Raw genomic sequence first — 15,053 nt, 5'->3', positions numbered from 1 at the left:
TGCGAAGCTGTTCTGACGAAATATTTCTTCTTTATATTCAGATAATTAATTGAGTAAAATTTTAACTATCAGGTAAGAGAAAAATATTGGCGCAGTTTCCACCAATGCCTTCACGTCAAACGCCGCAGAATTGCCTGGATTTCTGCGTCCAGTTGCCGAAACCGGTGGCCACCATGTTGCGGATCACCGTGCAGACATAACGTTTCTGGGCCGGATTGTTGTTCGGCCCGGCGTGGTAACGGGCAACCGCCATGGTCCAGGAGCCTTGGCGCTGGCGCAGGTCTTTCAGAAACTGGGCCGCGTATTGCACATTCGCGCGCGGCTCCAGCATGTGTTCGACCGAGCGGAATTTGTCGCCGTGGTAATAGTGATTGATCTGCATGCAGCCGATGTCGATCAGTTTCTTGCCGTGCTGCCGCGCCGCCCGGATATCCTGTTCCGCCGCCTTGCGGCTGGGAGGAAAGACCGACTTGCCCTCGATGTTCAGCGCGTAGGGATAGAGCGAGTTGCGCCGTCCCGTTTCGGTCAGGCCGACGGCGTAGAGCACACCAAGAGGCACACGGTATTTCTGCGCCGCCGCTACCATCTCGCGCTCGCAGACATTCTGGGTTTCCGCCGCCGCCGGCAGGCTTGCAACAAGACTAAAGATAGAGGCCGTCAGACAGGCTGTTGCCAGTCGCTTCTTCATGACCATTTCCTCGTGTTTGCTCGGAAAACTGAAACTGCTCGTCACGCGCACGCTCGCCGGACCGGCCCTGGTGCTGTCCGGAGGCGTTGTTACCGGAGTTCTGCGACTGGCCATCGCCAAAGGCACCGTTGCCGGAATTATTCTGGTTCATGACCGAATTGCCGTTCGCAGACGATCCCGCCGCGACTGTTCCGCGGTCATCGGCCACCTGGATCGTGATCGCGTCGGCCTTGAAGCCGGTTGCCCGCAGCATCTGGTCGAGCAATTGCCGGTCGTGCCTGAGCAATTCGGCGGTTTGTGCCTTGCTGGTCTGGAGCGTCACCTCCACGGTATCACCGACCATGCGCAGCGACACTTTCACCGTGCCCAATTCATGCGGCGTGAGCTGGATATCCAGCGTTTTCAGCACCGGCCCTTCGGCCTTGTGGGTAACGCCGCCCTGACCTGCTCGCGCAGTCTCGGACGCCAGAGACTTCAGCGCGGTCGCAAGCTCATCGCCGACCTGCTGTGCTGGAGAGAGACGCAGATTCGGTGCGAAATGGGTTTCCTGGCGCAGGATCTTGACGGTGCCGGCAGCTTCCTCCGGAAGCAAGGACCGGCGACTGCCGGCCGTCAGCGGCTCCGATACGCTCTCGGGCTCAACGCCGAATTGAGCGAACAGAGACGATGTCCCGGTTTTTCCCGCCCCCTCCTGTCCGGTCAAATCCTGTCCGGTCCTGGCGGGCATCATGACATGAGACGGCGTGGCAGCTCCGGCTTGATATGCCAAGCCTTTTGCAATCTGCCCCGGTTTTGGCACCAGCACGGCTTCCAGGGAAAGCGTGGCTGCCGCACCAGGGCGACCGTCCGCAATTGCGTCCCCTCCATTGGCTTGGACCGTGTCACCGGCTTCGCCGCCGGAAACCCTGGACATCACATTGTGCGAAACCTGGCGCAGCGCATCGACGAGGTTGCTGGTGGAAAAGGCCGTGCCACTTGGCAGCTTTGCAGCATCCTCTGCCGTGCCGCCGGTTTGGTCCACAGCGGTGTTAGCATCGGCATCGCCCTGACCCGGGTTCTGGCCTTGTGCCCCCGCGCCGGTGTCGCCGGCGCCCTCGACAGGGGTGCCCTCGCCTTTCATTCCCCTAAGAACGGACTGGAACGCGGCGGCTGCGTCCTTGGCGGATTGCTGGCTACGTTCTCCTGTCGAGCCATCGACGGATTTACCGGATTTCGTGGCCGCCGGGATCAGCGCGCTGGTGTTAACGGTCATGTTGTTCTCCCAATTCCGCCAGGACCTTGTCGGTTCGGCGCAGTATCACCTCGGCGAGTTCCATGTCGGAGGTGACCCAGGCGCGCTGTTCGGGGTCTTTCATGGAGCTGGCGACATTGAATTCACCGATCACGTTGGCCGGCGGTTCCGGGAAGTGGCGCACGGAATTGAGCACCACATAGACCCCGTCGAGCACCGCAAGGTCCTGTTCGCTCAGCATGCGCTTGTCGACGGACCAGAGAAGATCCCGGTTGGCGCTGATCGTCTCCGGATCCAGCCGGGTCGCGGCCCGATAGATCTTCAGGATTTCGTGTTCCTTGGTGCCTTCAACGGCAAGAGACATTGCCTCGGCCGTTGCCTTGCGCGCCACATTCAGATGACCGGCGAGCAGCGCGGACCGGGCCAGCCTCAGGTAAAGTCCCCGTCGGGAGTCGGCATCGAATTCATGAAGAACCGGGTTGAGCAGCGCGAATTTGTCCTCGCTCTTGACGAAGCCGAGCGTATCCAGCGCCAGTGCGAAGCGCCGGCGGAAGTCCCCCGCATAGACGGAGCTTCTGAAGCGGCGCAGATAGCGGATGCTGAGCACGCGAAACCGGTCGACATCGGCCATCATGCCGGCCACGAACACTTCCCGACGCAGTGCGGCTTCCTCCACCAGGGTTCCCGGCATCAGCAGGCTGGCGACCTGCAGCAGCTCCATGGCCCTGGCGGGATCGGTGCGAATGTAAGGCGCGGCCTTGACCAGTGCGACATGACCGCCAAGACCTGAGGGAAGATCCAGCGGATCGATCTCCTCCAGAAGCACGGCCATATCCTCTTCCCGGCCCTCGATATAGGCAAGCGAAGCTTCCATCAGCCGCTTGTCGATATTGGGCAACGGATCGAGCGTCAGCAGGTTGCGCATGACCCGGGGATGGCCGCCGCTCAGGAGATGCACCACCGCGGCCCGCGCATTGCGCGGCTCCTCCCAGGTGCCGGCGGGTAGATCAACAAAGGCCGCATCCATCTTGGAAAGCAGTTCGCGCTGCGCGGCGATGGCATGGCTGTTGCCTTGGGCAATCTGTTCCTGGAGACTTTGCAACGACCGGACCATCTCGTAGGGCTGAGGGCCGGCTTCAGCGGCCGGCTCCTGCGCCTGGCTACCGAGTGTCACGATGACCGACAGGCAAAGAGCCAAGAGGAAACCGGCCAGAACTCGGTTGAGGGTCTGACAATGCCGCATCAATCCGCCCCCGCCAGAAGATAGATCTCAATGCGCCGGTTGCTGGCGGCAAAGGGATCGTCGCGGTCCTTCAGGTGACGGTCGGCGGAGCCCTCGACGCGGTCGAACCTGGTCTTTGCAACACCGCCGCGCGACAGCATGTAGAGCGCCATATGGGCCCGGGCCGACGACAGCCGCCAGTTGTCATAGGTCTTGCTGCGATACGGCCGGGCGTCGGTGTGGCCCTTGATGACGATCTGGCCGGGCGTCTCCGCGACCACTTTGCCGATCCGCTCCAACAGCTTGACCAGTTCCGGACGCGGCTCGGCCGAGCCGATTGCGAACATGCCGAAATTTTGATCGTCGGTGAGGCTGATCAAGGCACCTTCGTCCGTGCGGGTCACCGTGACCTGGCCGGCGGTTTTTTCAAGCGCCGTGCCATCGGCCTCCGCAAGAACCTCGGTCAGACGCGTCACCAGACGATCCGCGGCGGTTGGGGCGGTCTGCTCCGTCTCGTCGTCGGCAGTTGATGTCGCACCTGCCGATTTCACCTGGTTCGCACCACCCGTCACATGAGCAATGACGGGATCGGCGGTGATGCCGGATTCGGAATATCGGCTGGTGCCGGTCCGGTCAAAGGTGGTCCGGCCGCTGCCGCCAGCGGCGAATTCCGCTTCCTTGGGCACGTTTTCAGCCTGCGCGCTCTCACTTGTGGCCGAAAGGCCCGTGTCGTTCGATTGTCCCTCGGCAAACGGAGCGCCGAAGGCGAACTCGCCCGCCAGCTTCTTGTCGCTCGGTCCGGAGCTTTCCCCCGGTGTGGCAACGGGCGCAGCTTCCGCCCCGTCTACGCCGCGGCCCGGACGAAACTGCCAGAACATCGGGTCGAACGGATCGCGGTAAGCCTGTCCGCCTTGCGCGCCTTCCTGTTTCTGCAGACCGGTGCCGATGCCGCGCGGATTGTCTTCCTGGGTCTTGGCGACGCGGATCTTGTCCGCCAGCGTGTCGAGCACGGCATAAGGATCGGAGAACAGGATCGATTCCGAATGGGTCTGGGTGAACTGACCCGAGGCTGGGGCACCGCCGGTTTCCAGCAGTTCCTCGACCTCCTCCATCTTGTGTCCCGCCTCAAGGCCGGCTCCGAAATTGTCGTCCTGGTCAACTGGTTCTTCGGAACCGCCCAGCTTGCCGGTGAACAGTTTGGTGCCGTTTTCGTTGGTGTCGCCGTTGATCTGCGGATCGTTGAGCCCCTTCCGGTTTGGAGCGGTCGAGGCCAGCTTGACCGGATTGAAATACTGGGCAACTCCGCGGCGGACGCTGTCGTCGGTGACGTTGATCAGCCACATCACCAGGAAGAAGGCCATCAGCGCGGTCATGAAATCCGCATAGGCAATCTTCCAGACGCCATGCGGCAGGTGATCGTCTTCCCAGCTGTTCTTGCGCCGGACAATGACGATTTCGTTCGGAAGCCCATCCAGCATCAGTCGACCTCCTTCTCGATCATGTCCACCTGGGCGAACCACTGCCCAAGCCGGGTTTCGATGGTTGTTTCATCGAACAAGGCCACCAGTTCGACCTGGTCTGCCTGCTGAACCTCGATCCGGTCGCGCAGCGCCGGCACCTGGTCCAGAACCCTGGCAACAAGCGTCTCAGGCCCGCGCAAGCGGATGGACTTGTCCAGGTCGTCTTCAGTGAGCTGGCGGAGATTGACCGCGAAGGCGGCCACAAGCTGATCGACGATCCGGTCCTTCAGGAACGGTTGCAGAAGCTTCGCGACCGAATAGGACAGCCGCTGTTCGACGATATCGACGAAGCCTTCGATCGAGGCGCTGACATTGGCGGCTTCGCGCATGTCGAAGCGGACGCGTTCTTCCTCGATAAGCCGTGCATGCTCTGCCCGCTCGGCTTCCAGAATGGCTTCGTAGTGGGCACGCGTACGTTCGCTACCCTCGGCAAGACCGCGCTCGAACTCCGCCTGGAGACGTTCTTCGACCGTCGGTTCCGATGGAAGATCGTCATAGGGCTCAAGCACTTCCGCGAGAGCTCCGTCATAGACACCGAAGGTTTTGAACTTCGGTAGGGAGAGTACGGGAATATGGGAGGCAACAGACGTCGACATCAGACACGCTCCGATTCATAGAGCCACTGGCGCAGGATCGCAGCGGACTGTTCTTCGTTGTATTCCAGCAGCGATTCCAGCTTCCGGAGAGCGGACTGATTGCGCTTGCTGTTGAGGTCCTGAAGCATGTCGGAATGATCCGGCGGCACCAGGAAGGCCTGTTCGCCGTCAAAGGGTTCGACTGTCGCCTCACCACCTTCCGGCAGCATACCGAGCTCGGCCATTTCCACCTGCGGCTGGGACACCTGCGGCACCAGGGCAGCGACGGCTGGCCGCAGTCCGAACCAGATCACCAGCATCGACACGGTCAGGATGGCCAGTGCGTTGATGATGTTGCCGGACTGGCGCAGCAGATATTCCGAGATGCTGATCGGCGGGATCGGTTCCAGTGCCTTGCCGCCATCGACAAAGTCGACCACAGAGACTTTGACATGGTCGCCGCGGTCGGCTTCCACACCGGCCGAGGACGCCACCAGCGCTTCGATTTCCGTCAGCTGTTCCTGGATCTGCGCCTGTGTCGGCTCGCCACCAAGCGATTGCGTCAGGCGGGGCTTGTCGACAAGAACAGCAATCGACAACCGGTCAACCTTGTAGCCGTCCTGGGAGGTCTCGATCCGTTTGGAAGAGATTTCGTAATTGACGGTTTCCTCGCGCCGTTCGTTTTCTTCACTGGAACGTTCGCCGTTGTCAGCGGAGACGTCTTCTTCAGGCAGGTTCTGCTCAACGGTTGTCGGTGCGGACACGCTGGAGTTCTGCGCGTTTTCGTTTTCCCGGATGGTGCGCACAGACCTTTCGATGCGCGAATCCGGATCGAAGATCGTCTCCGCGATGGTCTTGCGGTCGGTGTTGAGTTCGGCCGCAACGCTGACCTGGAAGTTCTCCAACCCGAGATAAGGCGTCAGGGTCTTGCGAATATTCTCCTGGATACGGTTGCTGACGGCGGTCTCCAGGCTGGCCAGTTGGCCGGCGGAGGCTTTGGTCGGATCCTTGCCGGCGGCCAAAATGCCTCCGGACGTGTCCAGGACCGTCACCTTGCTCGCCTCCATGCCCGGAACACCGGCGGCAACCAGGTGCCGGATGGCGTCGGCGGTGCGGACATCGTCCGGGACATCCGACCGGATAACCACGGAGGCCGACGGCGGCTGCTGATCGCGGCGGAACGAGCCCTTTTCCGGCAAAACGATATGAACGCGCGCCGCTCGAATGCCCTTCATCAGCTGAATGGTGCGGGCCAGTTCGCCTTCCAGCGCGCGAACGCGGGTGACTTCCTGCATGAAGGAGGTGAGACCGAGCGAGCCAAGCTCGTCGAACAGTTCGTATCCGGAATTGGCGCCGCGCGGCAGGCCCTTTTCGGCGAGCAGCATCCGGGCCTTCGCCGTCTGCGCATGGTTCACCAGGACGGAGCTGCCATCGGCGCTGATGTCGAACTGAATGCCGGCATCGCGTAGGGCGGAGCCGATGCGCGTGACATCCTCACCGTCAAGGCCGGTGTAAAGCGCGGTCTGCTCTGGACGGCTCAGGTAAAAGGCACCCGCGCCGACGGTTGCGATTGTGGCGAGCCCGATCAGAGCGAGCGCGATCAGTCTGCGCACGCCCAGTTCCATCAAGTTTGCCCATAGTTTCTCGGCGTGTTCACGGCCCGGCATGCATAACCCCTTCATGCACGTATCACTTTGTTGCTGCCACTATCGGCAGCGGAGCTTGCGCGAGCCTGTCAAAGACGGCATTGGCGGAGAAAAACGGACAACAAAAAAGACCGCGCCCCGGAGGGCGCGGTCCTCTTATCCAGAAATCCGGTGAGGGATTAACGGAACAGGGACAGAATGTTCTGCGAACCCTGGTTGGCGATCGAAAGAGCCTGGATGCCGAGCTGCTGCTGGGTCTGCAGAGCCTGAAGGCGGGTGGACTCTTTGTTCATGTCAGCATCCACGAGCTGGCCAACACCACGGTCGATCGAGTCGATCAGAGCGGACACGAAGTCCTTCTGCAGGTCGACGCGCTTCTTGGTGGAGCCGAGCAGCGTAGCGGAGTCCGTGATGGCGCCCAGGGCTTCATCAACGTCCTCGATCATGCCCTCCAGCGTGGTCAGGTCGGCAGCGCTGTCCGTCAGAGCGGAGATGTCGATGGTATCGACAACGTTACCGTTGGTCCGAGCGCCATCGAGGATGCCGCTACCGCCACCTGTCGTATCATAGAGCTGGGTAGCGGTGATATCGACGGTGGTTGTCAGGACTGAAACAGCACCGCCAACGCGGGTGAAGGAGCTGACGATTTCTTTCGAGGTCACGGTGGACACATCGGAAGACAGCCAGTTTTCACCGTTGAAGACGGCGGATTCAGCGGTCGACTGAAGCTGGTTCTGCAGTTCGTTGATGTCGGACTGGATCTTGCCGCGGTCAACACCCGGGGTACGGGCGGCAACGAGCTTGGCCTTGATTTCGTTCATAACATCAACGGTGCTGTCCATGGCGGTGTACATGACGTCGACGGTCGCGGCACCCAGACCCAGAGAGTCTTCAACGGCGCTGAGAGCCATGTTGTCGGAACGCATGGTGGTCGCGATGGACCAGTAGGCAGCGTTGTCTTCCGCACCGGCAACGCGGTAACCGGTGGAGATGCGGTTCTGCGTCTCCGCCAGGTTGGCGCTGGTGCTCCGCAGGGTCTGCAGAGCGGTCATTGCGGAAGCGTTGGTCATCAAGCTAGACATGATATGTCCCTTTCAATGTGTCAGTTAGGTACTGGATTGGAGCGGGACATGCCGGGTTTGCACCGGCACAGCAGGAGCAGCGTCATGCTTTTGAACCCCGATGGGTAGCGGTTCAACCTGCTGTGAAAATGACCCTAGCGGGCCAATCTTGCGTGAAGCTTACGCCATTGCGGTCAATTTGATCTTTTTGGAAATCTACTATTTGGACACGGAGAAGGCACTCGCCTCAACGATATTATCGCGCACGATCTTATCGAAGCTGAAAGAGGCGAGACCCTTCGGCCCCGCCTCCATTATTCCGGCAAGAGTTTGTTTTACCTAGTGTGGTGAATTTGAAATTCGCCTCATTGTTGCAGCGACCATCGAAGCGAATTTCAAATTCGAAAACCACACTAGAAACATATGCTTGCTAGTCACCCTTTTGAATCTGAAGCTCGTTCCGAGTGTGCCGGGAAATAAGACGAACTTCAGATTCGGGTGACTAGGGTCAGGACTCATCAATTTGGTCGAAATGGCGCAACAAACGGCAACGAGTTGCAAGGAAAAGCACGAAAAGCAGGCTTCCTGCCCGGTTGAGCGGTTTGACGCAGCAAATCAAAGCCGTTTTGCGTCCCTCCGGGATAGGGTGAATTTGCCCGGCAACGTCGTTGCAAATCTTTGGAAACCGGAAGGTTTCCTGCAGCTTTGCGCCTCGTATCCGAACAAATTCATCCCTACCATTTCACTCAAATGAATGGGTCCTGACCCTAGATAAAGGATCGCACGAGGCTACCGACCAGCAGGTTCCAACCGTCGATCAAGACAAAAAACAAGGCCTTGAACGGCAGGGAAATGACTGTCGGCGGGAGCATCATCATCCCCATCGACATGGTGATCGTCGCCACGATCATATCGATCACGAGAAAAGGCAACGCGATCAGAAAACCGATCTCGAAACCCCGGCGCAATTCAGAGATCATGAAGGCCGGGATCAGAACCCTGAGTTCGACCTCTTCCGCGGAAGCCGCTTCCGTATCCGTGACCCGACCCGCGGCCAGATCGTCGAACAACACCAGGTCCTCTTCGCGCACCTGACTCAGCATGAATTCCCGGAACGGCGTCGTGATCCGGACATAGGCCTCTTCTTCGGAGATCTCGTTGTTCATCAACGGCTGAACGCCGTTTTCCCAGGCCCTGTCGAACGTCGGCGCCATCACATAGAAGGTCATGAACAGGGCCAGTGAAATGAGGATGAGGTTTCCGGGGGTTGTCTGCAATCCGATGCCCGAGCGCAGGAATGAAAAGGCGATCACGAAACGGGTGAAACTGGTCGCCATGATCAGGATGCCGGGCGCCAGCGACAGCACCGTCAGGAGTGCGATCATCTGAACGATGCGACCGCTCGCACTGCCCTCGCCCGCCGGTAAAAGCGTCGACAGATCCGGCACCTGGGCGACAGCAGCCCCGGTCATCAGCAAGAGTGCCGCAACGGCGAAAATCAACCGCGTCATTGGATCACCACCGATTCCAGAATGACTTCGTGAATGAGCCCCTTGGTGCGTGTGCGGGCCCGTTCTGTGAGATCTTCCTTCAAATGCTGAAGGCCGATGCCGCCTTCGAGATGCGACAGGGTGAGCGTCCGCATGTAAGCCAGAAAATCGTCTTCTACCTTCTTCCTCATCACGGCGAGGTCGCCGTCCGTTTCGTTTTGCAGAAGCACGGAAGCCTGCAAGCGGATCCAGGCCTCCTTGGGACTGGCCAGATTGGTCACCAGCGGCTCAAGCGTCTGCAGCCGGGTCGACGGCGGAAATGGCAGCGTTTCAGTGAAACTCTGCTGCTTCCGCAATCGGTTGAGGACTTCCTCTTCCGTGTTGTCGGAAATGTATTTGGCCAGCGCTGCTCCGGCCCCTCCGCCGACCAGCGTCAGCAGGATCAGCGCTGCCAGAAACCCGGAACTACGGGCTGGCTGAGAGACGGTTTCCATCGGAACTTCGATAATATTGGACATGTCTGTCTATTCGTCTCCGCTGCCTTAGAAGGGGGTTACGATGTCGTAGATCTGCTGGCCCCAGCCAGGCTGCTGCACCTCGGAGATCCGGCCTCGGCCACCGTAGGAAACGCGCGCCTCGGCGATCTTGTCGTAGGGAATGGTATTGTTGGCCTGGATGTCGCGGGGCCGGACAATGCCGGCGATCTGCAGGATGCGCATTTCATAATTGACGCGGACTTCCTGGGATCCGGAAATCACCAGATTGCCGTTGGGCAGTCGCTCGGTCACGACCGCGGCAACAGAGAGCTGGATTTCCTCCGAGCGGTCGATGGAGCCGGATCCTCTGGAGCCGGAACCGGAATCGAGATCCAGATTGGCTTCGCCTTCGGTGGTTGTGCTGTCCCAGGTGCTGCCAAATGCTCCGCCGATCCCGATATCGGATGTGCGCCGGCGGTCCGAACTGTTGTCGAGGTTGGCTCGGTCGTTGATCTGGATCGTGACCGTCAGCACGTCGCCGACCTTCTTGGCGCGCGGATCGGCAAAGAAATTGTCCCGGCCGCTGGCCCAGAGCGAATTGTAGTCCTTCACCACACCCCGGCCGAAGGTATTGATCGGATAGACCGTCGGCTGCTGTGTGGCGAGCCCGTAGCCGACAGGCGACATTTCCGGCGCCCGTCCGACATCTTCCAGCTGTCCGGCGCAACCGGTCAGCACGACAGCTCCCAAAGTGAACAGGTAGGCACGCATTAAAAACTCCGTTGTGCTTCCGGGTTTGTGAGCCCCATCATCGACTGGGTCAGCTGTGCGGCCCGGGACGGTTCCATCTCGTCGAGAATGCTGCTGGCGATCCGGGACTTGAGTTTGAGAAGAACGCCAACGGCGGCCTCTTCGTCGGTGGTCGACAATTGTGCGGCCGCCGCTTCGGGACGCATGCGGGCGATGATGGACACCACCTGGTCCTCAACTTCGTTCAGCAGATCCTCGCGGCGCTTGACCCAGAGTTCGAACTCGTTTTCCTTGCGCTGCAATTCAGCGATACGGTCCCGGAGACGGGCTTCGAGGCTGATCAGCTTCCAGGTCTGCCATTTGACGCGAGCGTCACTCGCTGCCTCGGCAATGTTCTTGCAGTACAGTTCGCTGTCCTGCGGCGGCAGGACCGCCTCTGTTCCGGGTTCATCCACCGGCTTGTGACGCGGGGCCTGAGCCGTGGCGGCGCCGGATGTGATTGCAATGGCAACCGCGGCGCAGGCCAGAAAGCACGCCTTCCGGCTGCGGTTCATGTGACGTGGCATTGTGCCTTCCCTTGTGCTGAACCCGTTTCATCGCACCATCGGCGATCGAGCTTGCGCGGGGCTGGCGGGCATACGAAAAACGCCGCTTCGAAAAGCGGCGTTCTGAAGATCTTCGAAGAGTCAGCCGGTCAGGGTCTACTGAACCACCAGCTCGGCTTGCAGCGCACCCGCCGTCTTGATGGTTTGCAGGATGGCGATGATCCCGGTTGGCCTGAGCCCGATGCGATTGAGACCGCGCACCAGAGTCGGCAAATCCGTTCCCCCGACCACGGCCAGCTGGCCGCCTGTTTCCTGCGCGTCGACATAAGTGCGCGGTACGACCACGGTCTGTCCGTTCTGCGAGAACGGCGATGGCTGCGAGACTTCCGGCGCTTCCGAGATGCGCACCGTCAGATTGCCATGGGTGATAGCCACCGTCGAAATCTGCACGTCCTTGCCGATCACGACCGTTCCGGTGCGCTCATCGATCACGACCTTCGCGCTTTGATCGGGATTGACCCGGATGGCCTCGATTTCGGCGATGAAACGGGTCAGACTCAGGTCCTTGGGCGGCGTCAGCACAACGGACCGATAGTCGCGCTCCCTGGCCACCGGCACGCCGTAGCGCTCGCGGGTGAACCGGTTGATGGCGTCCGTGATGCGCACCGCTGTCCGGAAATCCGGGTTGGACAATTCCAGCACCAGTCCCGGTATTTGCGAAAACTTAGCCGGCAAATCTCTCTCGATCAGACCGCCATTCGGAACCCGTCCGACAGTGGGAATGCCCTGGGTCAGGCTTTCCGCCTGGCCGAGTTCCGCAAAGCCCGATACGGCCACTGGCCCCTGCGCGACTGCGTAAATCTGACCGTCCGCGCCGAGCAGCGGGGTAGCCACAAGTGTTCCGCCCGCAAGCGATGTGGCATCGCCAAGGGAGGAAACGGACACATCAATCGTGGCCCCCATACCGATGAAAGACGGCATTTCGGCCGTCACGACCACCGCGGCGACGTTTTGGGTGCGCAGGCGCACATCGCGGACATTCACGCCGAGGCTGTCCAGCATGGATTGCAGCGACTGTTCCGTGAACGGCGAATTGCGCAAGGTGTCTCCGGACCCCTTGAGACCGATGACAAGACCGTAGCCGACCAGCTGGTTGTCGCGCACGCCTTGCAGGCTGGCAATGTCCTTGATGCGGACCATGGCGCTCGCCGGGTTGGCCAGTATCAGGGCGAGCAAACAAAGGAGTATCCGGGTCATTTCTTAGTTCTCCACGCGGATGGTGCCGTCTTCCTGGACCCTGCCGGACACGACCAGACCGCTGTCTATGTTGCGCACCCGAACGAAATTTCCGGCTCCGCCATTCTGCAGCGCTTCGACCTGCATGATGATCACCAGTCCCTGCTCGCGGAACACCAGTCGGGCAGGTTCGCCTCGCCGGACCAATAGCGGTTTTTCGACCGACCGGGCCGGGATCGGCTGGCCCGGCAGCAAGGTTCGGCGCGCGACCATGCCGACCAGTTCGGAACGATGCGTGCTGACGGCGAATTGCTGCGCGGTCCGGCTCGGGAATTTGCGCTCGATTAGGTGCTGATGCGAGATCTCCGTGCCCGCCGAGATGGTCTGACGCGGCACCGGGAGCTCAATCGTCCCTGCCCTGGCGATGGTCCCCGCAAGGCAAAACGCGATGAGCGCAATCAGGGTGCGGATCGGCATGATCTCAAGCCCTTTCCTAGCGGATGCCATTGGTCACGGTGCCGGCCATTTCGTCGGCGGCTTTCATGACCTTTGAGTTCATTTCATAGCCTCGCTGCGCGTTGATCAGCGCGGTGATTTCCTTGACCGGGTCAACATTGGAACTTTCAAGGTATCCCTGGCGGACGACACCGAAACCCGGATCACCCGGCACTCCGGAAACGGGCACGCCCGAAGCTTCGGTCTCGCGGAAAAGATTGCCGCCGACCGGTTCGAGACCGACGTCATTGGCGAAGTTGGCCAGGGTCAGCTGGCCGAGTTCGCGCGGCGTCATTTCGCCGTCGACCTTGGCATAGACCTGACCGGATTCGTTGACAACCACCTCGATGGTCTCATCCGGCACGATGATCGCTGGCTCGACTGCGTAGCCGTCGATGGTGACGAGCCGGCCCTCGGCATTCTTGTTGAAGGAGCCTGCGCGGGTATAGAGCGTCTCGTCGTCCGGACCGGTGATCTCAAACCAGCCGCGCCCATCAAGAGCGACGTCGAACTGGTTGCCGGTATTGGTCAGCGAGCCCTGTACATGGAGCTTGCGGATCCCTGCTGTGCGCACGCCAAGGCCCAGCTGAGCGCCTTCCGGCACAGGGTCTTCACCGCCGCGGTTCGGAACCCCCTGCAGGCGTTCGGCCTGATAGAGAAGATCGGAAAACTCCGCCTGAGACCGCTTGAACGAGGTCGTATTCATGTTGGCGATGTTGTTGGCGACCACTTCGACATTCAGCTGCTGAGCGCTCATGCCGGTCGCGGCGATTGCAAGGGCTTTCATGGCTTAACTCCTCGTATTGCGCAGGTCCTCAAATCCGGCTTCGGTCGGATCAGATCGACATGCGGCTGATTTCCTGGTAGGCGCTGACGACCTTGTCGCGAATGGCAATGGCGGTCTGCAGGGTGGATTCGGCAGCCATGACCGCTTCGACCACCTGCTGAACGGACGCCTGGCCATCGACACCGGCAATCGCCGCTGCCTCGCCCTGCTTGACCTTGTCGATCGCACCCTGGGAGACCTGGGCCATGGCGTCGGAAAAGCTGACTTCATTGACCCCTGCCGTGCCGCCGAGATCCTGTGTGCCCGAGGTTAAGCGCGTGGTTGTCGCTGATTTGAGAACACCGTCCGTGGAAGATGTCAGTGCTGCGATTTCGTTGATCATGATCAGTTCCTCAAAAGGTCGATGTGGCGCATGACCATTTCGCGGGCCTGGGTCATGACCTTCAGATTGGCTTCGTAAGAGCGGTTGGTTTCACGCATGTCGGCAAGCTCGAGCAGCGTGTTGACGTTCGGCATCTTCACGTAGCCGTTCTCGTCCGCCGCCGGATGTCCCGGATCGTATTCGACTGTGAAGGGCGCCTTGTCTGCACCGATGCCCTTCACAGACACAAGATTAGCCTCATAGGCCCGGCTGAATTCGCTCTCGAAGGTGATGGTCTTGCGCTGGTAGGGATCGTCCCCGGCGGCTTCGCCGGTGGAGCGGGCGTTGGCGAGGTTTTCAGAGACCACGCGCAGGCGTTCTGACTGCGCGCGCAATCCAGCTCCGGAAATCTGAAGGGTTGCTGCAAGCGGATCGGACATCTTGATTTCCTTTAGGATTTCACGGCTGCGAGATACATGCGGTGGAACGACTTCGCGATACTGGCGTTTAACGAATGATCGCGCGCGACCTCACCGGCCTTGACAAGTTCCTGCTCGAGGCTGACCGAGTTTCCCGAATGGGTGACGGTCCAGCTGTCGGCTTTTTCAACATCGGATTTGCGGGCGGCTTCCATGGTTTGGCCAAGGTGACTGTCATGAGTGGCCGTCATGGCCAATTGTGTCTTGCTGATCACCGTGGTGAAGGGTTCCAGGTCGCTGGCCCGGAAACCCGGCGTGTTCGCGTTGGCGATATTTTCCGCAATGGTCGCCTGGCGCGTGGACAGCCAGTCATTGCTGCTCGACACCAGTTTGCTCAGGAACACAGGCTCCATTGAAGGCCTCCTTTGAGATCAGGTTGCCCCAAGTCCTAAAAGGCCAAGCTTGTCCGAGGCTGGCCCACCTGCGCTTTTTTTACCGGATGGCCGCAAGCCTCGCGCAACCTTGAGAGTGCATGCATTGACATGCAGAGG

General features: G+C 60.4%; 17 protein-coding genes. All 17 read right to left on the bottom strand.

What is annotated here, in order from left to right; genetic code table 11:
- Nucleotides 1-115 precede the first annotated feature (115 nt).
- Nucleotides 116-688 (bottom strand): transglycosylase SLT domain-containing protein, encoded by a 573-nt coding sequence (locus M0H32_RS03860; protein ID WP_248150894.1) that lies wholly within the window; start codon nucleotides 686-688, stop codon nucleotides 116-118.
- Complete coding sequence (gene fliK / locus M0H32_RS03855) at nucleotides 642-1,940, bottom strand: flagellar hook-length control protein FliK (protein WP_248150892.1); 1,299 nt, start codon at nucleotides 1,938-1,940, stop codon at nucleotides 642-644. The genes M0H32_RS03860 and fliK overlap by 47 nt, the downstream gene beginning before the upstream one ends.
- Complete coding sequence (locus M0H32_RS03850; RefSeq protein WP_248150889.1) at nucleotides 1,930-3,162, bottom strand: chemotaxis protein; 1,233 nt, start codon at nucleotides 3,160-3,162, stop codon at nucleotides 1,930-1,932. Before M0H32_RS03850 ends, fliK begins: the two co-directional genes overlap by 11 nt.
- Nucleotides 3,162-4,619, bottom strand: coding sequence for a MotB family protein (locus tag M0H32_RS03845; RefSeq protein ID WP_248150887.1), 1,458 nt, complete (start codon nucleotides 4,617-4,619; stop codon nucleotides 3,162-3,164). Before M0H32_RS03845 ends, M0H32_RS03850 begins: the two co-directional genes overlap by 1 nt.
- Nucleotides 4,619-5,257 (bottom strand): hypothetical protein, encoded by a 639-nt coding sequence (locus M0H32_RS03840; protein ID WP_248150885.1) that lies wholly within the window; start codon nucleotides 5,255-5,257, stop codon nucleotides 4,619-4,621. Before M0H32_RS03840 ends, M0H32_RS03845 begins: the two co-directional genes overlap by 1 nt.
- Entirely contained in the window at nucleotides 5,257-6,903 is a 1,647-nt protein-coding gene (gene fliF, locus M0H32_RS03835) for a flagellar basal-body MS-ring/collar protein FliF (RefSeq protein WP_248150884.1), read from the bottom strand. The genes M0H32_RS03840 and fliF overlap by 1 nt, the downstream gene beginning before the upstream one ends.
- 158 nt (nucleotides 6,904-7,061) lie before the next feature.
- Nucleotides 7,062-7,964, bottom strand: a complete 903-nt coding sequence (locus M0H32_RS03830) for a flagellin N-terminal helical domain-containing protein (protein WP_248150882.1) — start codon at nucleotides 7,962-7,964, stop codon at nucleotides 7,062-7,064.
- Nucleotides 7,965-8,710: 746 nt separating this feature from the next.
- A complete protein-coding gene (fliP, locus tag M0H32_RS03825; RefSeq protein WP_248150881.1) occupies nucleotides 8,711-9,454 on the bottom strand; it encodes a flagellar type III secretion system pore protein FliP in 744 nt (247 codons plus the stop codon).
- Nucleotides 9,451-9,951, bottom strand: a complete 501-nt coding sequence (locus M0H32_RS03820) for a flagellar basal body-associated FliL family protein (RefSeq protein WP_248150879.1) — start codon at nucleotides 9,949-9,951, stop codon at nucleotides 9,451-9,453. The genes fliP and M0H32_RS03820 overlap by 4 nt, the downstream gene beginning before the upstream one ends.
- Before the next feature lie 24 nt (nucleotides 9,952-9,975).
- Nucleotides 9,976-10,680: a flagellar basal body L-ring protein FlgH gene (flgH, locus tag M0H32_RS03815; protein ID WP_248150878.1), complete on the bottom strand. Its 705-nt coding sequence runs from the start codon at nucleotides 10,678-10,680 to the stop codon at nucleotides 9,976-9,978.
- Nucleotides 10,680-11,225 (bottom strand): MotE family protein, encoded by a 546-nt coding sequence (locus tag M0H32_RS03810; RefSeq protein WP_248150877.1) that lies wholly within the window; start codon nucleotides 11,223-11,225, stop codon nucleotides 10,680-10,682. The genes flgH and M0H32_RS03810 overlap by 1 nt, the downstream gene beginning before the upstream one ends.
- A 135-nt stretch (nucleotides 11,226-11,360) precedes the next feature.
- Nucleotides 11,361-12,461, bottom strand: coding sequence for a flagellar basal body P-ring protein FlgI (gene flgI / locus M0H32_RS03805; RefSeq protein ID WP_248150876.1), 1,101 nt, complete (start codon nucleotides 12,459-12,461; stop codon nucleotides 11,361-11,363).
- Nucleotides 12,462-12,464: 3 nt separating this feature from the next.
- Nucleotides 12,465-12,917 carry a flagellar basal body P-ring formation chaperone FlgA gene (gene flgA / locus M0H32_RS03800; protein ID WP_248150875.1) on the bottom strand — a complete coding sequence of 151 codons (453 nt, stop codon included), beginning with the start codon at nucleotides 12,915-12,917 and terminating at the stop codon, nucleotides 12,465-12,467.
- A 16-nt stretch (nucleotides 12,918-12,933) separates the two neighbouring features.
- On the bottom strand, nucleotides 12,934-13,722 hold the full coding sequence (flgG, locus tag M0H32_RS03795) for a flagellar basal-body rod protein FlgG (protein ID WP_248150873.1): 789 nt from the start codon (nucleotides 13,720-13,722) through the stop codon (nucleotides 12,934-12,936).
- A 49-nt stretch (nucleotides 13,723-13,771) separates the two neighbouring features.
- Nucleotides 13,772-14,104, bottom strand: a complete 333-nt coding sequence (fliE, locus tag M0H32_RS03790; protein WP_248150871.1) for a flagellar hook-basal body complex protein FliE — start codon at nucleotides 14,102-14,104, stop codon at nucleotides 13,772-13,774.
- A gap of 2 nt (nucleotides 14,105-14,106) precedes the next feature.
- Nucleotides 14,107-14,523, bottom strand: a complete 417-nt coding sequence (gene flgC / locus M0H32_RS03785; RefSeq protein WP_248150869.1) for a flagellar basal body rod protein FlgC — start codon at nucleotides 14,521-14,523, stop codon at nucleotides 14,107-14,109.
- 11 nt (nucleotides 14,524-14,534) lie between these two features.
- Nucleotides 14,535-14,915 carry a flagellar basal body rod protein FlgB gene (flgB, locus tag M0H32_RS03780; protein WP_248150866.1) on the bottom strand — a complete coding sequence of 127 codons (381 nt, stop codon included), beginning with the start codon at nucleotides 14,913-14,915 and terminating at the stop codon, nucleotides 14,535-14,537.
- Between the last annotated feature and the right edge of the window lie 138 nt (nucleotides 14,916-15,053).

This window comes from Roseibium sediminicola, from assembly GCF_023156505.1.
Lineage (GTDB): Bacteria > Pseudomonadota > Alphaproteobacteria > Rhizobiales > Stappiaceae > Roseibium > Roseibium sediminicola.
Note: the sequence above shows the minus strand (reverse complement) of the source record. Positions and strands in the feature narration are given on the sequence as shown.